26 protein-coding genes are annotated in these 25456 nt (G+C 56.9%); 10 read left to right on the top strand and 16 right to left on the bottom strand.

The window, feature by feature from the left end; all coding sequences use genetic code 11:
- Window positions 1-555, bottom strand: coding sequence for a biotin transporter BioY (locus WG939_RS01555; RefSeq protein WP_339981785.1), 555 nt, complete (start codon window positions 553-555; stop codon window positions 1-3).
- Between the two features lie 139 nt (window positions 556-694).
- Here WG939_RS01555 and WG939_RS01550 point away from each other — a divergent pair, with 139 nt between their 5' ends.
- The 3 genes from WG939_RS01550 (at window position 695) to recX (ending at window position 2798) form a co-directional block, all read left to right on the top strand.
- Window positions 695-901: a DUF3046 domain-containing protein gene (locus WG939_RS01550; RefSeq protein ID WP_339981784.1), complete on the top strand. Its 207-nt coding sequence runs from the start codon at window positions 695-697 to the stop codon at window positions 899-901.
- Between the two features lie 188 nt (window positions 902-1089).
- On the top strand, window positions 1090-2208 hold the full coding sequence (gene recA / locus WG939_RS01545) for a recombinase RecA (protein ID WP_339981783.1): 1119 nt from the start codon (window positions 1090-1092) through the stop codon (window positions 2206-2208).
- Window positions 2209-2213: 5 nt separating this feature from the next.
- Window positions 2214-2798: a recombination regulator RecX gene (recX, locus tag WG939_RS01540; protein ID WP_339981782.1), complete on the top strand. Its 585-nt coding sequence runs from the start codon at window positions 2214-2216 to the stop codon at window positions 2796-2798.
- Window positions 2799-2851: 53 nt separating this feature from the next.
- Here the strand turns inward: recX and WG939_RS01535 are convergent, their stop codons facing one another.
- Genes WG939_RS01535 through gluA form a run of 4 tightly spaced genes read right to left on the bottom strand, consistent with a single transcriptional unit; the run spans window position 2852 to window position 6096 of the window.
- Window positions 2852-3793 (bottom strand): amino acid ABC transporter permease, encoded by a 942-nt coding sequence (locus tag WG939_RS01535; RefSeq protein WP_339981781.1) that lies wholly within the window; start codon window positions 3791-3793, stop codon window positions 2852-2854.
- On the bottom strand, window positions 3793-4467 hold the full coding sequence (locus WG939_RS01530) for an amino acid ABC transporter permease (protein ID WP_339981780.1): 675 nt from the start codon (window positions 4465-4467) through the stop codon (window positions 3793-3795). The genes WG939_RS01535 and WG939_RS01530 overlap by 1 nt, the downstream gene beginning before the upstream one ends.
- A gap of 12 nt (window positions 4468-4479) precedes the next feature.
- A complete protein-coding gene (locus WG939_RS01525; protein WP_339981779.1) occupies window positions 4480-5358 on the bottom strand; it encodes a glutamate ABC transporter substrate-binding protein in 879 nt (292 codons plus the stop codon).
- 9 nt (window positions 5359-5367) lie between these two features.
- On the bottom strand, window positions 5368-6096 hold the full coding sequence (gluA, locus tag WG939_RS01520; protein ID WP_339982601.1) for a glutamate ABC transporter ATP-binding protein GluA: 729 nt from the start codon (window positions 6094-6096) through the stop codon (window positions 5368-5370).
- A gap of 173 nt (window positions 6097-6269) precedes the next feature.
- On the opposite strand from gluA, the gene miaB reads away from it, so the two are divergent.
- Window positions 6270-7781, top strand: coding sequence for a tRNA (N6-isopentenyl adenosine(37)-C2)-methylthiotransferase MiaB (gene miaB, locus WG939_RS01515; RefSeq protein ID WP_339981778.1), 1512 nt, complete (start codon window positions 6270-6272; stop codon window positions 7779-7781).
- Window positions 7782-7824: 43 nt separating this feature from the next.
- Window positions 7825-8451: an Rv2732c family membrane protein gene (locus WG939_RS01510; RefSeq protein WP_339981777.1), complete on the top strand. Its 627-nt coding sequence runs from the start codon at window positions 7825-7827 to the stop codon at window positions 8449-8451.
- A gap of 3 nt (window positions 8452-8454) precedes the next feature.
- Here the strand turns inward: WG939_RS01510 and WG939_RS01505 are convergent, their stop codons facing one another.
- Window positions 8455-9522 carry a GNAT family N-acetyltransferase gene (locus WG939_RS01505; RefSeq protein WP_339981776.1) on the bottom strand — a complete coding sequence of 356 codons (1068 nt, stop codon included), beginning with the start codon at window positions 9520-9522 and terminating at the stop codon, window positions 8455-8457.
- Window positions 9523-10854: a DUF349 domain-containing protein gene (locus tag WG939_RS01500; RefSeq protein WP_339981775.1), complete on the bottom strand. Its 1332-nt coding sequence runs from the start codon at window positions 10852-10854 to the stop codon at window positions 9523-9525.
- Between the two features lie 139 nt (window positions 10855-10993).
- On the opposite strand from WG939_RS01500, the gene WG939_RS01495 reads away from it, so the two are divergent.
- Together WG939_RS01495 and miaA are read left to right on the top strand one after the other, a co-directional pair.
- Window positions 10994-11596, top strand: coding sequence for a hypothetical protein (locus WG939_RS01495; RefSeq protein ID WP_339981774.1), 603 nt, complete (start codon window positions 10994-10996; stop codon window positions 11594-11596).
- Window positions 11597-12496, top strand: a complete 900-nt coding sequence (gene miaA, locus WG939_RS01490; protein WP_339981773.1) for a tRNA (adenosine(37)-N6)-dimethylallyltransferase MiaA — start codon at window positions 11597-11599, stop codon at window positions 12494-12496.
- On the opposite strand, the gene WG939_RS01485 is transcribed toward miaA, so the two are convergent.
- A complete protein-coding gene (locus WG939_RS01485; protein ID WP_339981772.1) occupies window positions 12493-13020 on the bottom strand; it encodes a hypothetical protein in 528 nt (175 codons plus the stop codon). The two genes, miaA and WG939_RS01485, sit on opposite strands and share 4 nt — an antisense overlap.
- A 33-nt stretch (window positions 13021-13053) precedes the next feature.
- Window positions 13054-13794 (bottom strand): hypothetical protein, encoded by a 741-nt coding sequence (locus WG939_RS01480; protein ID WP_339981771.1) that lies wholly within the window; start codon window positions 13792-13794, stop codon window positions 13054-13056.
- Between the two features lie 86 nt (window positions 13795-13880).
- Between WG939_RS01480 and hflX the strand changes: the two genes are divergently transcribed.
- Both hflX and WG939_RS01470 read left to right on the top strand, forming a co-directional pair.
- Window positions 13881-15401, top strand: coding sequence for a GTPase HflX (hflX, locus tag WG939_RS01475; protein WP_339981770.1), 1521 nt, complete (start codon window positions 13881-13883; stop codon window positions 15399-15401).
- Window positions 15402-15453: 52 nt separating this feature from the next.
- Window positions 15454-16728, top strand: a complete 1275-nt coding sequence (locus tag WG939_RS01470; protein ID WP_339982598.1) for a uracil-xanthine permease family protein — start codon at window positions 15454-15456, stop codon at window positions 16726-16728.
- Between the two features lie 70 nt (window positions 16729-16798).
- On the opposite strand, the gene WG939_RS01465 is transcribed toward WG939_RS01470, so the two are convergent.
- From WG939_RS01465 to WG939_RS01450, 4 genes are read right to left on the bottom strand one after another with little or no spacing between them, the layout of a single operon-like run.
- Window positions 16799-17065, bottom strand: a complete 267-nt coding sequence (locus WG939_RS01465) for an HPr family phosphocarrier protein (RefSeq protein WP_339981769.1) — start codon at window positions 17063-17065, stop codon at window positions 16799-16801.
- Window positions 17066-17115: 50 nt separating this feature from the next.
- Window positions 17116-19119 (bottom strand): PTS fructose transporter subunit IIABC, encoded by a 2004-nt coding sequence (locus WG939_RS01460; protein WP_339981768.1) that lies wholly within the window; start codon window positions 19117-19119, stop codon window positions 17116-17118.
- A gap of 10 nt (window positions 19120-19129) precedes the next feature.
- Window positions 19130-20095 carry a 1-phosphofructokinase gene (pfkB, locus tag WG939_RS01455; RefSeq protein WP_339981767.1) on the bottom strand — a complete coding sequence of 322 codons (966 nt, stop codon included), beginning with the start codon at window positions 20093-20095 and terminating at the stop codon, window positions 19130-19132.
- Complete coding sequence (locus WG939_RS01450) at window positions 20092-20901, bottom strand: DeoR/GlpR family DNA-binding transcription regulator (protein WP_339981766.1); 810 nt, start codon at window positions 20899-20901, stop codon at window positions 20092-20094. The genes pfkB and WG939_RS01450 overlap by 4 nt, the downstream gene beginning before the upstream one ends.
- Before the next feature lie 197 nt (window positions 20902-21098).
- On the opposite strand from WG939_RS01450, the gene ptsP reads away from it, so the two are divergent.
- Complete coding sequence (gene ptsP / locus WG939_RS01445; protein ID WP_445227848.1) at window positions 21099-22805, top strand: phosphoenolpyruvate--protein phosphotransferase; 1707 nt, start codon at window positions 21099-21101, stop codon at window positions 22803-22805.
- Here the strand turns inward: ptsP and WG939_RS01440 are convergent.
- From WG939_RS01440 to lexA, 3 genes are all read right to left on the bottom strand, one after another.
- Window positions 22792-23697 (bottom strand): hypothetical protein, encoded by a 906-nt coding sequence (locus WG939_RS01440; RefSeq protein ID WP_339981764.1) that lies wholly within the window; start codon window positions 23695-23697, stop codon window positions 22792-22794. The genes ptsP and WG939_RS01440 overlap by 14 nt on opposite strands.
- Window positions 23694-24473 (bottom strand): DeoR/GlpR family DNA-binding transcription regulator, encoded by a 780-nt coding sequence (locus WG939_RS01435; RefSeq protein WP_339981762.1) that lies wholly within the window; start codon window positions 24471-24473, stop codon window positions 23694-23696. Before WG939_RS01435 ends, WG939_RS01440 begins: the two co-directional genes overlap by 4 nt.
- Window positions 24474-24676: 203 nt before the next feature.
- The gene (gene lexA, locus WG939_RS01430) at window positions 24677-25366 is read right to left on the bottom strand and encodes a transcriptional repressor LexA (RefSeq protein WP_339981761.1); all 690 of its coding nucleotides are present in this window, start codon (window positions 25364-25366) and stop codon (window positions 24677-24679) included.
- Window positions 25367-25456: the final 90 nt, after the last annotated feature.

The raw sequence follows: 25456 nt of genomic DNA, 5'->3' as shown, positions 1-25456 counted from the left end.
TTACTTGCGGATGAGGGACGGAATCGCCCGGTGAACGCCGTAAGCGATCGAAACCATGATGGCCACCTTGACCAGGTCAGGGACAATAAAAGGAACCTGTACCAGGGCTGCCGCCTTGAGATTCATGTGAGCGACAATCATCAGGCCAACCATTCCACACAGATACTGAGTAGCCAATGCGACAACGCCGGCAATTGCGAGGCGAATTGCACGACCGGTTGCGGATGATGCGGCAAGGTAGGCAATAAATCCGGCGATCGCGGTGCTAATGACATATCCCACGATGTAGCCAACCGTAGGACCTGCGAGTGCTGGGAGCAACTGTCGGCCACCTGCCATCACTGGAAGTCCGATCAAACCTACAAGGAGGAAAAGTAGGGTAGCCAGAGATCCGCGCTTTGCGCCGAGGACCAGGCCGGTGAGGATCACGATGGCATTTTGCAACACGATCGGCACGCCTGCCGCGCCTACAGGGATAGCAACAAAGGCAAAAACGATGATCAGCGCGGCAAAGACGGCAATGTACGCAAGATCGCGGACGGCCGATTGAGACATGAGAAATCCTCCAGTAGACAAGCCTTGAACAGTGTTTAATTAGGCGAGACGTAGCTTACTTTAGCAGTCCTGACGTTGGCCTCTAGAGACGAGAGTCGCTGCCAGGGGTGGCGATGAGGGTGGACTAGGGTTAAGGCTCATGCGATTAGCCCAGTTCCATCAGTTGGTCAATGACGAATTCGGTCCAAGCCTGGGGCAATACCACCTTGACTCCCATGTGCTCTCCGGATTTGGCGCAACGCCTCGCGAGCTTATCGAACAAGGGGAAGATGTTCGACAGGTCTGGTGGGCCATGTGTCGCGACTTTGACATTCCGGAAAGTCGCTGGCTAGGTGAGGATTACTAGAGTTTTCTTGCAGGGTTGCGTTTTGATCGCAAATCGAACAGACGTTTGTGTATTATCGATGTGTGTCCATCCGTTGTTCTAGGGTGACTGGTGAAGAAAAGCGAATCGAAATGGAACCTTTCGGCTTGGTTTTTCCGTCTAAGTAAGTAGACCCCAAAATATTTCGCTAAAACGATGAGGAAGAAATAATGGCAACTAAGAAGTCTGCAAAGCCAGCTGCTGGCAACGATCGTGAAAAGGCCTTGGCTGCCGCCATGGCCATGATCGAAAAGGATTACGGCAAGGGCGCCATTATGCGCCTTGGCGACGACAACCGGCCACCAATCCAGGTGATTTCTTCGGGTAACACGTCCATCGACATCGCTTTAGGCATCGGCGGTTTCCCACGTGGCCGCATCGTCGAAATTTATGGTCCAGAATCCTCGGGTAAGACGACGGTTGCGCTGCATGCCATTGCGCAGGCCCAGAAGAACGGTGGCATCGCTGCATTCATCGATGCCGAGCACGCCCTTGATCCAGATTATGCGCGCAAGCTTGGCGTCGATACCGACCAACTGCTGGTTTCCCAGCCAGACACCGGTGAACAAGCCCTCGAAATTGCGGACATGCTGGTGCGTTCTGGCGCAATTGACATCATCGTCATTGACTCTGTTGCAGCGCTCACCCCGAAGGCCGAAATTGAAGGTGAAATGGGTGACTCTCACGTTGGTCTCCAGGCGCGATTGATGTCTCAGGCGCTCCGCAAGATGACCGGTGCGCTGTACAACTCTGGCACTACGGCGATCTTCATTAACCAGCTCCGCGAGAAGATCGGCGTCATGTTCGGTTCCCCAGAGACCACGACCGGTGGTAAGGCGCTGAAGTTCTACGCTTCCGTGCGTTGCGACGTCCGCCGAATTCAGACCCTCAAGGATGGTCAGGACGCGATCGGTAACCGTACCCGTTTGAAGGTCGTGAAGAACAAGGTTTCCCCACCATTCAAGATCGCTGAGTTCGACATCATCTACGGCGAGGGCATCTCCCGCGAATCCTCGATTATTGACCTCGCGGTGGAGAACGGCGTGATCAAGAAGTCCGGTTCCTGGTTCACCTACGACGGCGAACAGCTCGGTCAGGGTAAGGAGAAGGTCCGCATTAATCTGAAGGAAAACCCTGATCTTGCAGACGAACTCGAGGACAAGATCTACCAGAAGCTTGGTTTTGGCAAGTACGCAAACCAAGATGATGTGCTTCCTGACGAGCCAATCGATGTCATTCCAAACGTTGACTTCGACGATATTGACCTCGACGGCGACGACGCCCAGTAGGCGCTGTGACCGCTGAACAGGGAAAGGCTGAGAAGCTTGAGGCTCTTCGGGAGATGCTGCAAAACGGCCCCGGAGAGCCTATCCTTGATCCGCTGCTAGAAGAACAGAAGGCATCAATTCGGCGCCGAGCGCTCTTACTACTCGACCAAAGGGCGCGCTCTCGCGCGGAACTACAGCGACGTCTCCGCGACCTCGACTTCGACCCGGAATTAGTTGATGAAGTTCTGGCCGACCTGGAACGGGTCAACCTCATTGATGACGAACTATTCGCCAGGGAGTGGGTGAGGCAACGTCATCAGGTTAGAGGGAAGTCTCGCCGACACCTAGACCGGGAGCTTCAAGAAAAAGGCGTCGCTCCGGCACTACGAACCGCCGCATTGGAGCAAATAGAGCCAGAGGATGAGGCAGACACTGCCCGCACCCTAGCGGAGAAAAAGGCTCGGAGCATTCGACAAGCGCCAGCCGACAGGAAAGAATACGACAAATACTTGCGCAGGATCGTCGGTGTGCTCGCCAGACGCGGTTACAGTGAGGGACTGAGCTTTCACATTGCGAAAACTGCCCTAGATAGTCGCATAGCTGAACTATGACCAAAAAGCCCGCACCAGGACAATAACCTGGTGCGGGCTTTGGGCTGTGCGGATTATTCAGCGGTGGAGCGCAGATCCTTGTGATAAGGATCGTGCCAGTCAACAGTCGCCTGGTCCTTAGTCTCCAGACCCTGGTCAGGGTGCTCTGGAACCTTTGCCAGGATGTTCTTGCGTGCACGTCCGGCACGGAGCTGACGTTCGATACGTTCAGCCAACGCGGTCAGGGCGTAGTTGATGATGATCATGATGATCGCGGTGACAACCAGCGCAGCGAGGAAGTTGCGGTAGTAGGACGCCGACTGCATACCGCTTCGAACAACCTCGATGTAACCGAGCTGGTAACCCAGCGCGGAGTCCTTAATCGCAATGACCATCTGAGAGATCAGTGCTGGGAGCATCGCTGCGACGGACTGTGGCAGCAGGATTGACCACATGGTCTGGCGGTGCGTCATGCCCAGGGCACGAGCAGCCTCAACCTGCCCCTTCGGGAGGGACTTAATACCCGAACGCAAGATTTCCGCGATAACCGAGCCGTTGTACATGGTGAGGCCGAAAACCACAGCAGCAAAGGCGAGCTGGCTGGAAGGGAAGACCGCGTACTTGGCAAAGAGCTGGTAGGCGAAAATCATCAGAATAAGCACCGGGATGGCGCGGAAAAACTCCACGATCACTGCGCAAATCCAACGGACTGGGGCAATTTCTGACAGGCGACCGAGGCCCAACACAACGCCGATGATGATTGCGAGGATGACAGAGAAGAATGCTGCCTTCAGTGTGCCGATCAGGCCTGGAAGTAGGTAGGTCGTCCAGGTGGTGGACTTCAGAAACGGTGTCCACTTTTCGGCAACCAGCTGGCCATTATCGCCGAGGATCTTGATGACCCACACCAAAACGCCGAGTGCGATGAGGCACGAAGCAGCGGTAATGATGGTGTTTAGGCGCCGACCATTCGGTCCGGGCGCATCATAGAGAACTGTAGCGCGTACTTGTGACATTACTTCTTCACCGCCAGACGGTTAGACAGGGAACCGAGGAGCAAGCCCATCGGCAGGGTGAGGATCATGAAGCCGAGGGCGAAAATACCGAAGACCAGGAAGAGATCATTCGCGTGGTTTTCAATGGTGGACTTCATGAGCAGGGATGCTTCAGCAACACCAATCACGGAAGCGATGGTGGTGTTCTTCGTCAGCGCGATCAGAGTGTTGCCCAATGGGACGATGGCTGCGCGCAGTGCCTGCGGGAAGATGATCGAGCTGAAAATCTGCGGAAAGCTCAGGCCCAGGGATCGGGCGGCTTCGGCCTGCCCGAAGTGCACCGTGTTAATGCCGGAACGCAAGGATTCAGCAACGAACGTGGAGGTGTATAGCACAAAGCCGAGGACGGCAATCCAGAAGTTGTTGTTCTTGATGAAGTTCTCATTCTCAGGCGCGAGTGCCAGACCGAGGTTCTGGTACAGGCCAACAGAGCAGAACAGAATGATCAAGGTCAGCGGCGTGTTGCGCACAGTGTTGATGTACAGCGCCGAGATGGTGCGCAGGAAGGCAACGGGAGACACGCGCATGGCGGTCAGGAACGTGCCGAGGATCATTGATCCCAGGGCAGAAAAGATCGTCAGCTTGATGGTCACCCAGAAGGCGCCAAGCAGGTCGGGTTGTAGGTCAGTCCACATGGTTACCGCCTCCTATTTCTTGTCCAGGAAGGACAGGTCGCCTGGGGTGCCTTTTTCGACGACCTTGGCGTCGTCACCCAAGTTGGTTTCCAGGAATTTCTCGAAGGAACCATCCGAGTACATCTTTTCCAATGCTCGGTTGATCGCCTCGTTTGATGCCTTATCGCCCTTAGCGTGGCCAATGCCGTAGCGCTCATTGGTGAAAGGCTTGCCGTCGGCCTTGTTCATCTCAACAACCTTGAACTCGCCCTCATATTGGGAGGAGAATCCGTAAAGGATGGTTGCGTCGGTGGTGAGGGCGTCGACCTTCTTCTGGTGAAGGGCCTCCACGCAGGACGAGTAGGAGTCGTATTCCTGCAGCTGCACACCTGGCAGCTCCTTCTTGATCTTCTGCGCAGGGGTAGAACCAGTCACAGAGCACAGTTTGCGACCGTGCTCAAGATCCTGAAGCGTGTTGAGCGACGTGTCGTCCTTGCGGACAAGCAGTGCCTGGTGGGTTACCAGGTAAGGTCCACCGAAGTCGACGGACTTCGCGCGGGAAGCGTTGATCGAGTAGGTGGCGGTGATCATGTCAACCTCGCCGTTCTTGAGCAGCGTCTCGCGCTGAGCAGACGGGGTTTCGCGCCACTTAATCTTTGGTTCCTTCCAGCCATTCTCGGCTGCAATGGTGTTGACCACGTAGGTCGCGACATCGACGTCAAGGCCAGACATCGATTTGTCAGGGTGACGCAGGCCGAGGCCCGGTTGGTCGTACTTGGTGCCCAAGATAACCTCGCCGGATTCGATGCTCTTTAGGAGGCTGCGGGGCTCGGTGGAGCCACATGCGCTTATCGACGCCACCGTAATGGCAGCGAGCGCCGTGGCCGCAATTTGTTTGATTGTCTTTCGCATGGAACCGCCCTAGTGTCCGAGGATCTTGCCGAGGAAGTCCTTGGCGCGATCGGACTGTGGATTGGTGAAGAAGGACTCTGGATCAGTATCCTCATGGATTTCGCCGTCGGCCATGAACAAAATACGGTCGGCTGCCTTACGTGCGAAGCCCATTTCGTGGGTCACGCAGACCATGGTCATGCCTTCCTTAGCGAGGGAAGTCATGACGTCGAGGACTTCGTTGACCATTTCTGGGTCGAGTGCCGAGGTTGGTTCGTCGAAAAGCATGACCTTCGGCTTCATCGCGAGCGCGCGGGCGATTGCGACGCGCTGTTGCTGGCCGCCGGAAAGCTGAGCTGGGTATTTGTCAGCCTGGTTGGCGATACCGACTCGCTCGAGCAGCTTCATGGCGAGCTCGCCTGCTTCAGACTTGCTCATGCCACGAACCTTGACTGGAGCGAGGGTGACATTTTCCTTGATGGTCAGGTGCGGGAAGAGGTTGAACGATTGGAAGCACATGCCGACGTCGGCGCGAAGTCGGGCGAGTTCCTTGCCTTCTTCCGGAAGCAGGCTCCCGTCGATATGAATCTCGCCGGAATCGATTGTCTCCAGGCGGTTAATGGTGCGGCAAAGGGTTGACTTGCCGGAGCCGGAAGGTCCAAGGATGACAACAACCTGTCCCTTAGGAATCTCCAGGTTGATGTCTTTGAGGGCATGGAAGTTATCGAAGTATTTGTTAACACCCGTGATCGAGATCATGGTGTGCTGTGCGTCACTAGTCATGCTCACACTATAGGGTAACGGGAGTCACAATAAAAAGTGAGTTTGTTACAAATCGGTCAAAATTATCGGTGTAGTGCAAATCTCGCCAATTTCCGGCTTCACAAAACTCGATTTAAGATCTCGCCCCGCGATGGATAGACTGTCCAGCTGTGGTGGAGCAACAAAAGCGCGCAAAGACATACGAAGTCCGCACCTTTGGGTGCCAGATGAATGTGCACGATTCCGAACGTCTGTCGGGCCTTCTAGAGGAAGCAGGCTACGCTCCCGTTCCTGAAAACGGCGAACCAGACCTCATCGTGTTCAACACCTGCGCGGTTCGAGACAATGCAGACCAGCGCCTCTACGGCACGCTGGGAAATCTGCGCGGTGTGAAAGAGCAGCGCCCCGACCTGCAGATCGCTGTCGGTGGTTGTTTGGCGCAAAAGGACAAGGATGCCGTTGTTAAAAAGGCTCCTTGGGTGGATGTGGTCTTTGGTACCCACAACATTGGTTCGCTGCCAGCGCTGCTGGACCGCGCTAGCCACAACAACAAGGCTCAGGTGGAGATTGTCGACGCGCTAGAGCAATTCCCATCCGTGCTGCCGGCAAAACGCGAATCGGCTTACTCAGGCTGGGTCAGTGTCTCAGTTGGCTGCAACAACACCTGTACTTTCTGCATTGTTCCTTCCTTGCGCGGTAAGGAAGTAGATCGACGCCCTGGCGATATCCTCGCTGAAGTCCAGGCACTGGTCGACCAGGGTGTGTCCGAAGTGACACTGCTTGGACAAAACGTCAATGCCTATGGCGTCAACTTTGTGGATCCAGAGCTTGAGCGAGACCGCAGCGCCTTCTCCAAGTTGCTCCGTGCATGTGGCCAGATTGAGGGGCTCGAGCGCGTTCGCTTCACAAGCCCACACCCAGCCGAATTTACTTCCGACGTCATCGACGCCATGACGGAAACCCCAAATATTTGCCCTCAGTTGCATATGCCTTTGCAATCCGGTTCGGACCGCGTGCTGAAGGAAATGAAGCGTTCCTACCGCTCCAAGAAGTTTTTGGCAATCTTGGACGAAGTTCGCGCCAAGATTCCGCACGCGGCTATCACTACCGACATCATCGTAGGCTTTCCTGGCGAGACCGAAGAGGACTTCCAGGCGACGCTCGATGTCGTCGAAAAGGCGCGTTTCACCAGCGCCTATACCTTCCAGTACAGTCCGCGACCAGGCACCCCAGCTGCTGAATACGACAATCAGGTCCCGAAGGAGGTCGTACAGCATCGCTATGAGCGACTCCTTGCGCTCCAGGAACGCATCTGTTTGGAAGAGAACACTGCGCTGATCGGTACCGAGGTTGAGCTCCTGGTCCAGGCCGGTGGCGGTCGCAAGAACGACAAGACCCACCGCATGTCTGGGCGCGCACGTGATGGTCGCCTAGTTCACTTCACCCCAGCAGGCCACATCAGGCCGGGAGACGTCGTGACGGTAACCATCACCGAAGCGGCTCCGTACTTCCTGCTAGCGGACTCCGGTGTGCATACACATCGCAAGACCAAGGCCGGCGATATGTCCGAGTTGGGGCAGACCCCAACCACAGCTCCAATCGGGGTCACGCTTGGCATGCCTAAGATCGGAAATGTTTCCGTTCCTGTGTCTGAATCCCAAGGATGCTGCAGCGCGAACTAGATTAGTTGGTAGCACCGCAAACAGTAGAGGACGAGAAAACAACGTGAGCGAAACATCAAAGGATACCGCTGAAGAACTGGCGCGCCGAGAGCGACAAGCTGCCGCTCGCATCGACATGTCGGGGTACCGCGTTCCACTTTTTGGCGGTGCAGCTGCGATTGTCGCCAGCTGGTTTTTGCCCTACACCGGCTACATCACGGGCGTTGACATTGCGCTTATGACACAGCGATCCATCGACTATGGCATCGGCACACCAGAGCGTCTCTTCGTTTGGTTATGCGCGCTCGGTCCTGTGACCCTAATGTCGGTGGCCTACATGCGCCGATCCACCCAGCTCGCCCAGATTGCTTGGGTACTGTCTGGAATTTCAATGTTTTTCTCGGTCTTTGCCATTTGGATGCGCCAAACTCGCGATCAAGGATCCGGCGTTGGTGTTGGCCTTCTCCTTGCTACTTTTGCCGTCCTCTTCGTGGTCTACGGACTGTACAACGTGGTGACGATGCGTACCGAAGAGCAGGAAGAGATCGCAGAGCTGCGACGCCAAGAAGTGTACGTCGACCCCGTTGCCCTGGAGCAGCAGGATCGCTTCGGAGGCAAGGAAGCTCAGCTTGCCGACGACCGTGGCCCCATCGACGATCGCCGTTCGCGCCGCAAGCAGAAGGAAAACTAGGGTCTACAGCCCCTTTTCAAAAACAGCCACCGCAGCAACAGGCCGTGCGTCAAAAGCTCGGTTGAGCTGCAGCATCGCCTGGTTCGATGGTGCGACGGAAGTGTAAATCCTGCGAACACTAGGATGCGCCTTCAAGGTGGCACCCATCGCAGCACTTTTTACTGCGAACCCCAGACCTTGGCGCCGATAATCAGGCTTGACGTAAGTAAGCCCTTGAATGGCTACCTCGGCATTGGATCCTTGGTGAATCCACACTTCAGACAAAGCGATCGGTTCGCCAGCCTCATCAGTGGCAATCGCGTGAAAGTTTTCAGTACCACGTGCCCTGAAGTGGGCAGTATGAGCACTAAGTCGCTGGGCGTCCCACTGCTCCGGGGCAGTGGATAGCGATCCGCGGGGTTGCTCGACGGATGCAGCGCAATACAATTCGGCGATGCCTTCTAGCATCTGATCGGGGAAATCTTCATTGGAAAACACCTGGACGTCCCCAGCTGGCTGCCGAGGCAAGGTTGTCACAAATTCCACTTCTGAATGCGCAAGACTAAAGCCTGCCTCTTCGTAAACCTCGCTGAGCGCAGGTTGCTCATCCGCTCGATGCTGCATCCACACCTGAATAATCGAACGCCCAAGTGATGTGGCGATTCGTTCGCACTCAGCTAGTACGAATCGACATACAGAAGCGCACTCTGGAGAGGCATCGTCGCCGATGGGGAGGAGGTCAACGTCAAGGACGATAGAAACGTTCACCAAGTTTGGGTTGTCGCGGGTAGGAAGGTCAACCACAAACCACGCCAAGGAAGCTGGCTCGCTGGCGGAACCCGTCGACGGGATAAGGGGATACCCCAAATCGGAAACTGGGCCTTCTACCGGGTCTTCCGCAATGCCAAAGAGAAACGTCTCGTGGTCTGGCGCAGGGTGGGCTAGGTCGTCGATAAGCTCGTCCGCACCGCGGGAAGCATCAAGGCTGCCGGTGATGTCCTGGGCCGCAAAATTGGCCATGAAAACCACAGTGCGGAGCGCATCCGCTGGTTCTTCACCTGGGACGGGCTCCGCAAACTGGAAACACTGCATTTACAGGTCTTCCACCGCGTTCAGTGCCGCGTCAGCCCACTCTTGCCACTGTGCAGCCTGAGCGCGCAATTCTTCGGCCTTCTTAGTCTTGCCAGCTGCTTCCGCGGCTTCGGCCTGGGCGGTGAAGTCCTTGACTCGCTCAGCGAACTGAGCCGCACGTGCCTGAGCTGCAGGGTCCGTGCGACGCCACTGTGCCTCAGAGGCATCATTCACCAGCTTCTCCAGGGCGCCGATCTTGTCTTCGTACTCGCGAACGCGTGCCTTCGGGACGAAACCGATCTCCTCCCACTTCTCCTGCAACTCGTGGAGTTTCCGGCGAGCGCCCTCGAGGTCCTTGTCAGGGTCGATGAGTGGGGTGTATTCGGCGATCAGAGCGTCCTTAGCCTCGGCGTTGGCGAGGAATTCTTGGTCGCGCTGCTCGTTGACAGCATTGCGGGCATCAAAGAAGAAGTCCTGCGCGGCCTTGAATGCAGCCCAGAGCTTATCGTCGATGTCGCGTGGGGCGCGGCCGGCAGCCTTCCATTCCGTCATGAGGTCGCGGAACGCACGTGCAGTTTCGGACCAATCAGTGGAGGTTTTGAGTTCTTCGGCGCGTGCGACCAGGGCTTCCTTGGCCTTACGAGCAGCCGCGCGACCACGATCCAACTCAGCGAAGTGAGAACCGCGGCGACGGTTAAAGGAATCACGTGCGCGGGAGTAGCGCTTCCACAGCGCGTCATCAGTTTTGCGGTCGATTCCGCGGATGGTCTTCCATTCCTCGAGAATCGCCAACAGGCGATCGCCAGCGGCCTTCCACTCCGTGGAGCTCTCACCGATGTCTTCAGCTTCTGCAGCGAGTGCTTCTTTGCGCGCAATTGCTTCCTCGCGCTGCTTTGCCTTTGCAGCCTTGACAGCCTCCCCGGCCTCCTCTGAGGAGTCGATGATGGAATCCAGGCGCTTGTCCAGCGACGCAATATCGCCGATCACCGTAGCTTCTGGCAGGGTCTTCTTGATTTCATTTGCGGCGGTGCGGATCGCTGCGGAATCCTCCGGATGCGCAACCAGGCGGGCTTCGAGCAGCTCAACCTCGGTAGCGAGGTCGTCGAAACGAGTGCCGTAGTGTGCCAAGCCTTCTTCAGGTGTACCGGCTTGCCATGACCCGATTAGGCGCTCGCCATCTGCGGTCTTGACAAAGACATCGCCGTTGTCGGCAACGCGACCCCATTTAGCGGGATCATTCGTCGTTACGCGAGGCGCAACCACAGGGACTACTGGAGCGGCCACTTTGGCGCCGGGTCGAGGTCCTGGACGAGGTCCTGGGCGAGGTCCTGGCTTCGGGGTTGGAGTGGTCATGGAACGTCCTTCGGTGTTTTGCCGCGCGACACGGCTGCCAATAAATCCTAAAGATTCACCCAACGGATGAATACTAGGGTTCAATTCTAGCCCCTGCTGGGCGATCGCGGGGCAAGACCGGAACGCTAAAGTTGACGGTGTGCCAGTGATCTTTGTACCTACCTCTCCGGCGCTCGTGCCCGCACTTGGGGCCGGCGACGTCAGTAGCTCTGACCTGCTACGGGGCGCCCGCGCGCTTGTCGACGACATCCTGACCCGCCATCAAGTGACAGAAATTAATCTTGTGGGATCCCGAGAACCGCGAAATTACACAGCTCACACGGGATCTTTTCGTGCGTGGGGAGCGCCTGAAGTAACGGTTGGGGCCGGCAATTACCTGGCGGAATTGGTCCAGCGTTTTGTACTCATCGAGTGCACACTGCCCATCACGGTGGGAGAGATTCGCAAGGATCCCACCGTGCTCGATATGGTGGGCATTGATGGACCCGCGGGGCTGAGTGATCGGGCACCCTTGTCGCTGATACCTACGGCGTCTCAGCGCCATGCGTGGTGCATGGACTTGTTATCCGGTGAGAGGGTCTCCTGGCCGAAGAATAGGGATGATCTGGCGGCAGATGGCATTGTTGAGCCAGAAATGTGGTGGATGCTCCGTTCTTTGCGTCCCGCAGGAGGGCAGCTCGCAATGGTCGCCGATGCCCACGGTGTGGGGCGATACGTAGCTTCTTGGGAAGGCGTGAGTTAGATGAATCCAATTGCAGTTGTCGGCCCAACGGCGTCGGGAAAGTCCGCGTTGGGTGTTGCGCTTGCGCATCGCCTTGACGGGGAAGTGGTGAACGTTGATTCGATGCAGCTGTACAAAGGCATGGACATCGGCACGGCAAAACTTACGCCAGAGGAACGTGAAGGTATTCCTCATCACCAACTGGATGTACTCGAGGTAACCGAAACAGCCTCCGTCGCGCGTTATCAGCGTGAAGCTATTAAGGATGTGGAAGACATCATGGCCCGGGGAAAGACGCCAATTCTGGTGGGCGGATCCATGTTGTATGTTCAGTCTTTGGTGGATGACTGGCAGTTTCCGCCTACTGATCCTGAAGTGAGAGCGAAGTATGAAGCTCGATTGCATGAAATTGGAGTTCGAGCGCTGCACGCCGAATTGGCCGACATTGATCCGGCAGCAGCTGCAATTATCGAGGAGGCTGATCCCCGGCGTACCGTGCGGGCTCTCGAGGTAATCGAACTCACCGGACAACCTTTTGCTGCAAGTCAGCCGCCGATCAACCAGCCACCTCGCTGGGGATTGACGCTCATCGGACTTCGCACCACTAGCGAATGGCTCAATCCTCGCATCGAATTTCGCACCCATTTGATGTTTGAACAGGGGCTAGTTGAAGAAGTTGAAAAACTTCAGGTTGAAGGTCTCGTTGCTGATTCAACAGCAGGGCGCGCAATCGGTTATGCACAGGTTTTGGCAGCCCAAACTGGTGAATTGACCTGGGATGAAGCTGTCGAACGGACAATAACGGGCACGAGACGATACGTGCGCCGGCAACGGGCATGGTTCCAGCGGGACAAGCGGATCAATTGGTTGGACGCCGCTGGAGATACCCTTTCAGAGGCACTGGGTGTGCTTGGAATCTAGTTGGGGCCAATGTCCCTGGCCGCTCTGCGAGCGCTCAGCCACGACTCCCGCAAGGCGGCCACGCGCTCGTCGGTGATCATGAGGAGCTTTTCTGCCTGTTTCACAGACAGCTCTCCAGCAAGTCGCGCAGGTAGCCGGTGCAGAAAACGCTGTGCATTGGCAACGTCCTCGTGAAACGTGGCGATTTCTGGCACCTGAGTATCCCGATCCATCAGGGCAGGGCGCAGCAACGTGCGGTCCTCCAATGACTGGACGTCAGGACTGGTGCAGAATCGGTCAAAATCCGAAATAACGTCGGCGAGATCTTCAGCGCTCAGCTGAATAGATGCGACGATGGCCTCGATTTCGAGACCATCCGGGCGCCTGGTTGCAATGAGCAACAGCCCGGCAACGCCGATGGACAGGAGTACTCCTGACACCTTCAGCGTCACCATCATCCAGATACACAGGAGGAATGCAAGAGTTAGTAGCCACCATGGAATTCGCGCAGTCCGACGCGGAATGTAGCGCCCCGACGTATCCATCGCCACTTATCCTTCCTGCTAGCTGCCTGCCGCCTAGTGGCCTCCGCAGCCTCCACCACAGCCGCCAGAGCCGCAGCCTCCGTCGCCACCGCAACCTGCAGGTGGCTTGATTTCCGCGGTGAGGAGGAAGGTACCCGTAACTACAGAACCGTCAGTAGGGATGGTGTCCATCATTGGCAGGCACACGTCAATGGCGAAAGGCGCCTCAGCGACGGCATGGATGAACTTGGTTCCAGACAGCTCATTGGTGCGCACGGTTGCGTTCTTGATCTCGACAGCAAGGGTGGCCGAAGCATCAGGGGTGGTTGCAGCTCCGGAGTTGACGATGTCAGCGCCGTGGCTAATCAGGGACGGCGTAGTAACACCAGAGGCTTGCTTTGACTCATGGACCTGCGCATCTACTGCGATCGCGCTGAGCTTGAGGTGCTGCCATTGTTGAGTTGGTTCGTCGACCAGCAGTGGTCCCTGCGCTAGGTTCGATGCAACAGTTGCAATGTGGTAGCCCTCGTCATTGACGAGGTCGCACAATGCGAGGACGTCGTTGACCATGCTGACGTGTGCATCATGGACAGTTTCGGCGTCAAAACCTGCGAAGGTGGTGAAAGGCTCTGCAGCCAAGATGAACATTTTTGCACCGGAACCGTCAGCGAATTCAATGAGCTGACCGCCACGAACTTCGCCGATTACTTCGAGCTTTTCGGATGCGATGGCTGCCTCAACAGCGTCTTGCCACCGCTCGTAGTTCATGCCGATGCTTAACAGATCTCGAGTCATGGTTCCTAAGTCTACTGCTGTTGGTGCCGTCCACTAAAAGGGCGGTATTAGCCCTGTTTGCGCCCGTCGTGACACAATAGACGGCAATGACGAAATCTAATCATGAAGACTTGCTTCAACAGGCATTTAAAGATCACAAGGAACCGCCAGCGCCGAACGATCCCGGAGTGGATAAAACTGGTCTGATCAGTGCGAATGATGACACTCCGACCGTAGGTGAGCTGGATCTCGAAGCTCGCGATGCGTTGCGAAAGCTCGCACGTGGTTCCCAAGTTCGTGATACCGAACACCGCGAAGGCTACGACGTCGAATATCGAAAGCTTCGACTTGAGCGAGTTGTATTGGTCGGTGTGTGGACTGAAGGTTCCACTGCAGAAATCGAAGCCAATATGGCTGAGCTTCGTGCACTTGCAGAAACTGCGGGCTCTGAAGTGACCGAGGTGTTGTATCAAAAGCGCGACAAGCCTGATTCGGGTACCTATATCGGCAGCGGCAAAGTTCGTGAGCTCAAGGACATCATTGCTGCCACGGATTCAGACACCGTCATTTGTGACGGCGAGCTGAGCCCGAGCCAGCTGATCGCCTTGGAAGAAGCACTCAACGTCAAGGTCATTGACCGAACGATGCTGATTCTCGATATCTTTGCCCAGCACGCAAAGTCGAAAGAAGGCAAAGCCCAGGTTGCTTTGGCGCAGATGGAGTACCTGTTTAACCGGGTGCGTGGTTGGGGCCAAAGTCTGTCACGTCAGGCAGGCGGTCGAGCAGGCTCGAACGGTGGTGTGGGCCTGCGTGGTCCGGGTGAGACGAAGATCGAAGCTGATCGTCGTCGCCTCCGCGCAGATATGGCTCGACTGCGTAAGGAAATCGCTGGCATGAAGACCACGCGCGAAACCAAGCGTTCCCGTCGTCGCGCCTCAACTACGCCGCAGATCGCCATTGCTGGCTACACCAACGCGGGTAAGTCTTCGCTGATTAACGCGTTGACTGGGGCCGGCGTGCTCGTCGAGAATGCGCTGTTCGCCACCCTCGACCCCACTACCCGGCGCGCCGAGCTTGCCGACGGCCGTGCGGTCACATTCACTGACACTGTCGGCTTCGTTCGCCACCTGCCAACGTCTTTTGTGGAGGCCTTCCGGTCGACCCTGGAGGAAGTTGTTGAGGCGGACTTGGTGCTGCACGTTGTTGATGGTTCCGATCCGTTCCCGTTGAAGCAGATCGAGGCGGTCAATTCCGTGATCATGGACATTGTGCGTGAAACTGGGGTGGAGGCGCCGCCTGAGATCATCGTGGTGAACAAAATCGACAAGGCTGATCCACTCACGATTGCTGAGCTTCGGCATGCACTTGACGATGCGGTATTTGTTTCCGCTCACACCCTTGAGGGAATCGCCGAGCTTGAGGCACGCATTGAACTGTTTCTTAATTCCCTCGACTCGCACGTGCATCTGTTGATTCCGTTCACTCGTGGCGACATTGTGGCGCGCCTGCACACTCAAGCCACAGTTCTTAGCGAAGAGTATCTAGCTGAAGGAACGCTGCTTGACGTTCGGCTCCCGGCGTCACTAGCCGGCGAGTTGGCAGCCTTTGTGGTGGAGCCAGATCTCTAGGGTTTGTGGGTTGGGCCGGTGACGCGGATAATTAGCAACCGTGATTAAGAGCATGAGTTGGAGCGTCCACGGTGACGGCAAATCCATTAAGCCTGGGGAAGTGGTCGCGCCCGAAGAGCGACTGAGCTGGGGACGAACCATCGGCATCGGAATGCAGCATGTCATCGCCATGTTCGGTGCCACGTTGCTCGTGCCAACTCTCACTGGTTTTCCAGTCAACACCACGCTGTTGTTCTCGGGTTTGGGAACGATTTTGTTCCTGCTCATTACTCGAAATAGGCTTCCTAGCTACCTCGGTTCCTCCTTCGCTTTCATTGCGCCGTTGATGGCTACTCAGGGCGAAGGAATTGCGGTTCAGCTCGGTGGCATCGTCGTTGCAGGTCTTGTTCTGGCGTTGATTGGTGTGATCGTCAAGGTGGCTGGCAAGCGGGTTATCGACGCCGTCATGCCGCCGGCAGTAACGGGTGCGATCGTCGCCCTGATTGGTCTGAACCTGTCGCCGGTTGCCGCCAAGAACTTTGGCAGCCAGCCACTGGTCGCTACGGTCACGTTGATTGCTATTTTGCTGGCTACAGTTGCAGGCCGTGGCATGGTGGCTCGTCTTGGTATTTTGATCGGTGTGATCGTTGGCTGGGTCTTTGCAGCGGTCACGGGCAATCTTGCGGAGGGAGCATCGGAAACGATCGCAGCCGCAGCATGGATTGGTGTACCAACTTTCCACAGCCCTGAATTTAAGTTGTCTGCCATTTTGGTCACGTTGCCGGTGATTATCGTGCTGGTTGCGGAAAACGTAGGTCACGTCAAAGCCGTGTCAGCGATGACCGGTCGTGATCTTGATGATCTCGCAGGTGATGCTCTTATTGCCGACGGTATTGCGACCACTCTTGCTGGTGGCTTCGGTGGTTCTGGCACCACGACGTACGCGGAGAACGTCGGCGTAATGGCTGCCACAAAGGTGTACTCGACCGCCGCGTACTGGGTAGCAGCGCTTACCGCAATCGCCTTGGCCTTTATCCCAAAGTTTGGTGCCCTCATCTTCACCATTCCGACGGGCGTGCTGGGCGGAGCAACCATCGTCCTTTATGGCTTGATCGGTATGCTGGGCGTGCGAATTTGGCAGGACAACAATGTCGACTTCAATAACCCTGTTAACCTGACCGCTGCTGCGGTGGCCTTGGTGGCAGGTATCGGTAACCTCACCCTGACCGTGTTTGGTGTTGAACTTGAGGGTATCGCTTGGGGCTCCGCCGGCATCATTGTGATTTACCCAATTCTGCGGTCGCTTTACCGGACAGTGGGAGAGGGACGACTCGCTGGAAAATTCTAGCGAGAATGTTGCACTGATTTAGGGCATAAAAATAACCGCCGTCGACAATGCGACGGCGGTTTTCTTGTCTTTAGGCGTCGAGGTCCTTCTCGATGAGCTCGGCGATCTTCTTCATTGCTTCCTCGTTTTCAGAGGAGACAATGACCTGATCGTCCTTCTCTGCACCCATGGCCATGATCATGAGGGAAGAAGCAGCGTCCGTAGGCTCTTCGTCTTCTTCGCCAACGAGGGCGAGGTAGATGTCTTCATCGAACTCAGAAGCTGCCTCTGCGATGATGGTCGCTGGGCGAGCGTGCAGGCCGACAGAAGAACCGACTGTAACGGTGGTAGAGAACATGTGGCTTTTGCCTTTCGTTGAGTGCGGGTTTAGCAACCAGTGTAGTGAATTTAGGCGGTTGCCAGGGCCTTGTTAGGCCAGAACTGTTTGAATGCGATGACTGCGACAGCAGACACCAGGGAACCGACGATGATGGCCAGCAGCCAAGCCCAGAACGGGTTGATGGCGAAGAATACGAACAGGCCACCGTGTGGTGCGCGGGATCCTGCACCGAGGGCCATGGACATGGCACCCGTGACGGCGCCACCCAGCATCATGGAAGGAATGACCCGGAATGGGTCAGCTGCAGCGAATGGGATGGCGCCCTCAGAGATGAAGGACAGTCCCAGAAGCCATGCGGACTTGCCGTTCTCCTGCTCAGCAGGGGTGAAAAGCTGCTTGCGTGCGAAGGTAGCCATCGAAAGGGCAATAGGCGGAACCATACCTGCAGCCATGACAGCAGCCATGACCTTCATGGAAGCTTCGTCGCCGGTGGACAGGCCTGCGGTGGCAAAGAGGTACGCTGCCTTGTTCACTGGGCCACCGAGGTCGAAGCACATCATCAGACCCAAGATGATGCCAAGAAGTACAGCGGAGGAACCGCTCATCGAGGTCAACCAATCCTGAAGACCTGTCATGATGGCAGCCAGTGGGCGCCCCAAGAGGAGGAACATCAGCAAGCCAACTGCCAAGCTGGTGACCAGCGGGATGATGACCACAGGCATCAGGGATGCGATGATTCGTGGCACCTTCCACGAACCGATCCACATGGCAATGAGACCAGCCAGGATACCGGTCACCAGACCGCCGATGAATCCAGCGCCGAGCATGACCGCGATTGCGCCACCAGCGAAGCCTGGGGCGATGCCAGGGCGCCCGGCGAGGGCATAGGCGATGTAGCCCGACAAAGCGGCGACAATGAAGCCCATGGCTGCTTGACCGATCGCAAAGAAGACAGCACCCAAGTACAGCATCAGGCCTGCACGTTCGAACGTGACCTCATCACCCTGGATCGGGACGGTGTGGCCAGGCAAGTTTGTGAGGGAGTATCCGGTGGCGATTTCCTTCCAACCGGCTGCCATATCGTAGCCACCGAAGAGGAAGCCGAGGGCGAGAAGCAGACCGCCGGCCGCGACGAACGGGATCATGTAGGACACACCCGTCATCACAGCTTGCTGGATGCGCTTGCCCCAGCTCAGCTGACCGGCCTCCTCATGAGCTTCCGAGGAAGCACTCGCACCTGATACTCGGTGCGCATGTGGGTTGGTGGAGGCAGCTACTGCCTCGTCGATCATCTTTTCCGGTTCGTTGATGGCACGCTTAACGCCGGATTCGATAACTGGCTTGCCAGCGAACCGCTCGCGGTCTTTCACCCCAACGTCGGTGGCAAAAATGACTGCGTCAGCGTTCTTAACCACATCAGCTGGCAGTGGGGTGACTGCCGAAGATCCCTGCGTCTCAACATGAATCTCCACGTCATCGCGCTTTGCAGCTGCCTGGGTGAGGGAATCTGCGGCCATGTAGGTGTGTGCGATGCCAGTCGGGCATGCAGTGATGGCTACGATGTGCGTCTTGGCCTTCTCACCAGCAGCAACTGGGGCAGCTGGTGCCGCCTTTGGCTTTCCCTCGAGCACTTCCGTAACCAACGCTACGACCTCCTCTGGCGAGTGAGCCGCGCGGAGAGCTGCAGCGAACTCGTCCTTGACGAGTGCGCGGGCCAGGGTAGAGAGAATCTTGAGGTGAGCTTTTCCACTGCCCTCAGGGGCAGCAATCATGAACACCAAGTCCGCATCGCCGTCAGGGCCGCCGAAATCGGCGGCAGGTGCCAATCGCGCGAAAGCAAGAGTTGGCTCGGATACTGCCTGTGTACGGCAGTGAGGGATCGCGATCCGGCCACGGAAGCCGGTAGGGGACTTGGATTCGCGGGCGTTGACGTCGGCAAGCAACGTTGCGGTGTCTTCGGTGCGACCTGCGGACGCAACCAGCTCGGTCAAATGCCTAATGACGTCTGTTGATGTGGTGCCAAGGTTCTGGTCGAGACTGACCAGATTTGGAGCAATAACTGGAGTGCTCATGGGAAATCCTTTAGATGAGGGACGAGACTGTGACGTTGCTTAGTTGGATGTCTTCGGGGGATGGGATGGTGGTGCCTGGTAGTGAAGCAGCTGCCGATCCGTAGGCGACGGCCTGCGCGAGTGCTTCTTCGACCCGTCCTCCCGCGGACAGCGCCATCACGAAGCCAGCAAGTGAGCTATCGCCTGCGCCGACAGTGGAGACCGCTGTGATAGGTGGTGGGGTAGCAGCCCACGCGCCTTCAGAGCGAACGAGGACAGCGCCCGCTGCGCCGAGTGTGACCAGAACGTTTTCGGCGCCACGCCGGCCCAGGATTTGCGCAGCCTTAACGACGCCACTGAAATCTCCCTGTTCGGCCTGGCGCTCAAGCTCTGCCCCGTCAACGCCCACAGCTTGACCAAGCTCCTCTCCATTGGGCTTGATGAGGGAGGGGCGAGCTTGCTCTAGCTCTTCGAGCAGAGCCTTGAGTGGTGCGTCTGAGGTATCGATCGCTACCTTGATGTCCGGGTTCGCTTCCCGTACCAGCTGCGCCAGGCGCGCATACCAGTTGCGTGGTGCGCCAGGAGGCAGTGATCCCGCGAGCACGATCCACGATGCGGCGTGGGCTTCCTCTTTCAAAGTGTTCTCGCACGCAGCGACGATATCTGCTGTCATGTGAGGACCCGGACCGTTGAGCTTCGTGGTTGTACCGTCTGGCTCCGTAATAGTGACGTTGGTGCGAATTGTTTCCTCGGAGGAGACAAATTTGTAAGCAACGCTGGTCGAGAGCAAAAGGCGAATAAAGGCGTCATTGTGTGGGGCGGGGAAGACCGCGAGAGTGGGGCGCCCGGCCCGGTGTGCAGCAACGCTGACGTTGATGCCTTTTCCGCCGGCGACTCGTGTGACGCTCTGCAAGCGATGTACAGCGCCACGCTGCAGTTCGCTAGGCAGCGTCATGGTGCAATCGATGCTTGGGTTCGCAGTGAAGGTGAGAATCATGCGACGACAACCTCAATTCCTTTGGCGTTAAGAGCATCGATGTGGTGAGGATCAATGCCTGAATCAGTGATAATCGTGTCGACTTGGTCGAGCGCGGCAAAAGTGACCAAGAAGTCGCGACCGAACTTGCTGGAGTCGCACAGCACGATCACCTTTCTGGTGCCGCGCACCATCGCGGATTTAACTGCGGCCTCTGAGGGGTCAGGGGTAGAGCAACCATGACCAAGTGAAAGGCCATTGGTTCCAAGCACGGCGTAGTCCGTGCGAAGCTTTTCGAACTCCATAACCGTCAAGTCGCCAACCACAGCCCGGGTAATGGGGCGGATTCGTCCGCCAATGAGGTGGACATTGTTCATGCCAAAATCAGCGGTGACGTTGGCTACCGGAATGGAGTTAGTGATGATTGTGAGCCGGCCTGCTCCGCCGAGATGATTGGTCGATGCGAGAGCACGCGCAAACTCCATCGTGCTCGAACCTGAATCGATGGTGATACTCGTGAGGTTCTCATCGGCTTTGATGTAATTCCATGCGGTTTCCGCGATGAGTCGCTTCTGGTCCATGTGAACGAGGGCATTTGAGTCGTACTCAGTTTCTGTGCCCTGGCCAGAGCCCATAACCACAGCGCCCCCGTGAACTCGGACAAGCCGGCCTTGTTGCTCAAGAACTTTGAGATCTCGCCTGATTGTTTCGGGGGTGACTCCGAAATGCAGGGCTAGTTGAGACACGCTCACATGCCCGGTTGCTTTTGTGGATTGAGCGATCTCGGCTTGACGTTCAATTGCGGAAAGCATTACTGCCTCATTCATCGTGCTCGGCTCTGCGAACCAAGCGTTGGAAGTGTGACTTCGATCAATTAAATAGCGAAGATGTGGTGTTAATTAACAGTGTAATACCACATTGTGTTGGATTGCCAACAAGTGTGACTAGCATTTCAGACACAAACCCACATCGCCATGTAAGATTGACTTAACAACGTCCCAAGACTCTTGAACGGGTGATAGTCGTGTCAGACTCAACAAATGCTGTGACAGTTAAAGGTACTGCCGTCGTAGGGGGCGTGCGTTTTGCTCCCGCAGTATGGGTGGCCCCCCGTCCCGAACTTCCCGTTGCCGGAGCGCCTCTGCCCGAAGAAGCTCGCCCGGCAGAACTCGAGCGCTTTACTGCGGCTGCCGATGCCGTCGCAACGCGGTTGGATGAGCGCGCAGCTGGCGTGAGCGGCAATGCTGCAGAAGTGCTGAAGGCTACAGCAGGTATGGTGCGCGACCGTGGTTGGCGCAAGGCTGTGCGAAAGTCAACGAACAACGGACACAATGCTGAGTTTGCAGTGGTTGAGGCCACAGGCTCGTTCATCGCGATGTTCGAAAAAGCCGGCGGTCTGATGGCCGAGCGCGTCACCGATCTTCGCGACATTCGAGATCGTGTCATCGCTGAACTTCGTGGCGAGGCAGAGCCAGGACTGCCACAATCTAAGGAACCAGTCGTGCTGTTCGCGGACGATCTGTCTCCAGCTGATACCGCTGTGCTCGACACCACTGTGTTCACTGCGTTGGTTACCCGTCTTGGTGGCCCAACCAGCCACACCGCTATCATTGCGCGTCAGCTTGGTGTCCCATGCATTGTGGCTGTCGGAGAAGACTTAAGCACCATCGCAGAAGGCACCCCGGTTTTAGTCGACGGTACTCACGGAACGATTGAGACTGGCGTGGATCCTGCGGAAGCGGAGAAGCTGGTAGCGGAATCTGAGGCTCGCGCCGCAAAGATCCGCAGCTGGCGGGGCCCGTCTCAAACCAAGGATGGCCACCGAGTTCAGCTGCTTGCGAATGTGCAGGATGGCAATGCAGCTCGAATCGCTGCGGAGACGGAAGCCGAGGGTATTGGCCTTTTCCGTACCGAACTGTGCTTCCTTTCTGCCACCTCGGAACCATCGGTCGAGAATCAGGCTGAGGTTTACCAAAAGGTCTTCGACGCGTTTCCAACGTCGAAGGTTGTTGTACGCACCCTCGATGCGGGCTCTGACAAACCAGTTCCATTTGCATCGATGGCTCAGGAAGACAACCCAGCACTCGGCGTTCGTGGCCTGCGAATTGCGCGGAAGAATGAGGAGATGCTCTGCCGCCAGCTCGATGCCATTGCGCTCGCTTCCAAGCAAGCTGGACGTGGTGAAGACATTCCGACTTGGGTGATGGCACCTATGGTGGCAACTGCGTATGAGGCGGAATGGTTCGCTCGGTTGTGCCGTGAGCGTGGACTAACCGCGGGCGCGATGATCGAGGTCCCTGCCGCAGCGCTGATGGCAGATCACCTACTGCCTCACCTGGACTTTGTGTCCATTGGTACCAATGACCTCACGCAGTACACGATGGCAGCAGATCGCCTGTCTCCGGAATTGGCTTACCTCACTGATCCTTGGCAGCCCGCTGTTCTAAGGCTCATTCAGCACACCTGCGAAGTTGCAAAGGTCACTCAAACGCCAGTTGGCGTGTGTGGTGAGGCAGCTGCTGATCCATATCTGGCCTGCGTGCTCACCGGTTTGGGTGTCTCGTCGCTGTCGGCTGCTTCAAATTCCGTGGCAGCTGTTGGCGCGCACCTGGCCGAAGTTGATATTGAGTTCTGTATGAGGGCCGCCGAGGTCGCTATGGCAGCCTCGGGCGCTCAAGAAGCCCGCAGGGCCGTGCACGAGCTTTACGACGCTGAAGTTAGCCAACAATAGTAACTAGATCCGGTCTGAGCGCGTCCGGAGTTGGGACCGCTCTGAGCGGATCGCCGATCTCGGCATTAGCCCACGCTAGTGCCGAGATCAATGCGTTTCCGGGGTCGGTTTCGTTCTCGCTGAGCAGCAGCCCGGTCAGCGCGAAGTCTATCCACGGTAGCCATTGTTTGCCCGCGGCTGCCTCGTACGATCCGGACACTGTGCTTCCCGCTGAGTGATAGTCGAAGTGCTGGCGGTCGTGGCAGACCAAAATCTGCGGTACTTCGGCATCCTGCAGGGTGCGCACAGCGGTAGCAAAGCTGGCTTCGTTGTCGAATTCAGCCGCACTCATGACTAACAGGTCGGGTTTGGTTGTAAATACTTGTCGCAGCACCGCGCCCAATGCAGCTCCCGAGGTGCTCACTGCAATGCGTACGCCAGGATGATAGAGCCGGAGCGCGCGCATGACATCGACGTACCATGCTGCATGGGCGACGTCGGGAAGCACACCACTAAGGACCACCCAGTCAGCGTTTTCCGCCTGTGAAATGCACAGATCGCGCAGCATGGCCAGCTCGGAGGTTTTGAGGGCCATGGGGGGATCGACGAATTGCAGTTGCCGGGAATCCGGTGAATCAATGAGGTAGCGAACCGGAATGGGGCCGGGAACGTCGATGAGCTCGTACGGGACCCCGTTGAGGCTGAGGGCGCGAACGTAGTGGCTGACTTCCGGTGCTGGAAGCAGTACTTTGGTGTCTTTACCAGCACAGAAGAGCGCGGTGGCTACGTTGGTGCCACCTCCGGCTGGGACCACAGCTACGTCATCCAGTTGATTGGTCTCGCTCCAGGAAATGGGTGCGGCCAAAGTGGAGGTGCGAAAAAGCTCTGGTGTGGTGGATACGCTCAGAATCATGAGGCGATGACCACCTGAATTTCACGCTCCCGAAGCGCTTCCACAATCGAGGCGGGGGCGCCGGAGTCGGTAACGACTACGTCAATGTCGTCGATTCCCGCGAAGCTCACGAGGTAATCATTGCCAAGTTTGGTGGAATCGCACAGCACCACGACTTGTTGGGCGTTCGTTATCATCGCGCGCTTAACAGCAGCTTCTTGAGAGTCGGCTGTGGACAAGCCGTGGTCAAGGGTGAGGGCGTTGGTGCCGATGAAAGCGACTTCGGCCCGCATCAAAGCAAGGGTGCGTAGGGCAGTGTCTCCCACGACAGCTTGAGTGATACCGCGGACGGTGCCACCAAGAAGCTGGACTTCGTCGATGCCAGCATTAGCGAGGTTGAGTGCGATGGAGAGGCAATTGGTGACGATTGACCATTGGCTCGCGTAGGGCTGCTCTGCCACGAGATCGGCAAATATCGAAATCGTTGTACCTGCATCCAGAAAAATGCCGCCGTTGCGGTCGGGGAGGAACGCAAGGGCAGCCCGAGCGATAGACATTTTGGCATCTGAGGCAGACTTGTAGCGGGTATCGAGACTGAACTCGGTGGTGAGGAAACTCTGGGTCGCTACGGCGCCACCGTGAACCCGGTGCACGATGCCATCGTGTGCCAGTACGGCAAGGTCCCGGCGTACCGTCTCGGCAGTGACCCCAAACTTCTCGGCAAGCTCGGTTACATTAACTCGACCTTCAACCGCAGTTAAAGAGGCTATTTGCCGTCTGCGCTCTTCCGCGTACATGTGTGGACTCCTTGGAGTGTGCGGCATGGGTGGGCAAGCCACTTGGAGACCTGTATTTGGGTTGACAGGGAGCCGCGACATTCATGAATATTGTTGAATATTTCATGTTCAGTCTCCCACAAAACCAATGCCCGATCGGACAAAACGGGCATACTGTGGCGAAAGCCTTACCGAATTTACCCCCAAAAGTGAGGGGGTAAAGCTTAGAGCTTACGCAGCACAGACACTACCTTGCCCATGATTTCAGCATGTTCGGCAGGGATAGGTGAGAAATTGTCATTGTGAGGGAGAAGCCAAATGCCAGATGAATCGGTGTGGAACTCCTTCACTGTTGCTTCACCATCAATCATCGCTGCTACGAATTCGCCCTCTTCTGCCACTGGCTGTGAGCGGACAACGACCCAGTCGCCATCGAGGATGCCGGCATCCTTCATGGATAGACCAACTACCTGGAGCATAAACAGCTCGCCGTCGCCGACGATTTCCGCTGGAAGAGGGAAGTACTCCTCAATGTTCTGTTCGGCAAGAATTGGGTTGCCGGCTGCGATGCTGCCGACCACCGGAATGAAATTAGGTGGTGTTGCATCCTCTGGCTTGGCCTTGGCTTTCTTCCAGCCCACCTTTGGGCCAGCCTTCGGCTTGCCTTCGTTTGGCATCATCCGCACGTCGACAGCACGAGGCTTGTTAGGGTCGCGTCGCAAGAAACCCTTTTCTTCCAGCTGGCGTAGTTGATAAGCGACGGACGAGGTGGACTGCAGGTCTACGGCATCGCCAATCTCCCTAATGCTTGGCGGGTAACCGCGCAGTACAACAGCGTCGCGAATAACTTCGAGAATTCGCCGTTGGCGGTCGGTGAGACGTGGTTGTGGTGCAGGCTTCTTGCTGGGCGACATTTCTTACCTCTTGGGGGTGCTTTTCGGCGGCTGATCGGTGGCGGTTTTATCGAACACTCTGATTGCTTTGCAATGTGCAAAGTGTGCGAT

It is taken from the genome of Corynebacterium sp. H130 (genome assembly GCF_037572395.1).
Lineage (GTDB): Bacteria > Actinomycetota > Actinomycetes > Mycobacteriales > Mycobacteriaceae > Corynebacterium.
This window is presented reverse-complemented; position numbering and strand designations above follow the sequence as displayed.

Bases quoted from the DNA above. Each gene is read 5' to 3' on its own strand.
- recA (WP_339981783.1), top strand. From the start codon at position 1,090: ATGGCAACTAAGAAGTCTGCAAAGCCAGCTGCTGGCAACGATCGTGAA.
- WG939_RS01505 (WP_339981776.1), bottom strand. From the start codon at position 9,522: ATGCAGTGTTTCCAGTTTGCGGAGCCCGTCCCAGGTGAAGAACCAGCG.
- WG939_RS01435 (WP_339981762.1), bottom strand. From the start codon at position 24,473: ATGTACGCGGAAGAGCGCAGACGGCAAATAGCCTCTTTAACTGCGGTT.
- WG939_RS01465 (WP_339981769.1), bottom strand. From the start codon at position 17,065: ATGTTCTCTACCACCGTTACAGTCGGTTCTTCTGTCGGCCTGCACGCT.
- WG939_RS01440 (WP_339981764.1), bottom strand. From the start codon at position 23,697: ATGATTCTGAGCGTATCCACCACACCAGAGCTTTTTCGCACCTCCACT.
- WG939_RS01530 (WP_339981780.1), bottom strand. From the start codon at position 4,467: ATGTGGACTGACCTACAACCCGACCTGCTTGGCGCCTTCTGGGTGACC.
- WG939_RS01550 (WP_339981784.1), top strand. From the start codon at position 695: ATGCGATTAGCCCAGTTCCATCAGTTGGTCAATGACGAATTCGGTCCA.
- WG939_RS01450 (WP_339981766.1), bottom strand. From the start codon at position 20,901: ATGAATGAGGCAGTAATGCTTTCCGCAATTGAACGTCAAGCCGAGATC.
- lexA (WP_339981761.1), bottom strand. From the start codon at position 25,366: ATGTCGCCCAGCAAGAAGCCTGCACCACAACCACGTCTCACCGACCGC.
- WG939_RS01485 (WP_339981772.1), bottom strand. From the start codon at position 13,020: ATGGATACGTCGGGGCGCTACATTCCGCGTCGGACTGCGCGAATTCCA.
- WG939_RS01460 (WP_339981768.1), bottom strand. From the start codon at position 19,119: ATGAGCACTCCAGTTATTGCTCCAAATCTGGTCAGTCTCGACCAGAAC.
- WG939_RS01535 (WP_339981781.1), bottom strand. From the start codon at position 3,793: ATGTCACAAGTACGCGCTACAGTTCTCTATGATGCGCCCGGACCGAAT.
- hflX (WP_339981770.1), top strand. From the start codon at position 13,881: ATGACGAAATCTAATCATGAAGACTTGCTTCAACAGGCATTTAAAGAT.
- WG939_RS01555 (WP_339981785.1), bottom strand. From the start codon at position 555: ATGTCTCAATCGGCCGTCCGCGATCTTGCGTACATTGCCGTCTTTGCC.
- gluA (WP_339982601.1), bottom strand. From the start codon at position 6,096: ATGATCTCGATCACGGGTGTTAACAAATACTTCGATAACTTCCATGCC.
- WG939_RS01525 (WP_339981779.1), bottom strand. From the start codon at position 5,358: ATGCGAAAGACAATCAAACAAATTGCGGCCACGGCGCTCGCTGCCATT.
- WG939_RS01480 (WP_339981771.1), bottom strand. From the start codon at position 13,794: ATGACTCGAGATCTGTTAAGCATCGGCATGAACTACGAGCGGTGGCAA.
- miaA (WP_339981773.1), top strand. From the start codon at position 11,597: ATGAATCCAATTGCAGTTGTCGGCCCAACGGCGTCGGGAAAGTCCGCG.
- pfkB (WP_339981767.1), bottom strand. From the start codon at position 20,095: ATGATTCTCACCTTCACTGCGAACCCAAGCATCGATTGCACCATGACG.
- WG939_RS01500 (WP_339981775.1), bottom strand. From the start codon at position 10,854: ATGACCACTCCAACCCCGAAGCCAGGACCTCGCCCAGGACCTCGTCCA.
- WG939_RS01470 (WP_339982598.1), top strand. From the start codon at position 15,454: ATGAGTTGGAGCGTCCACGGTGACGGCAAATCCATTAAGCCTGGGGAA.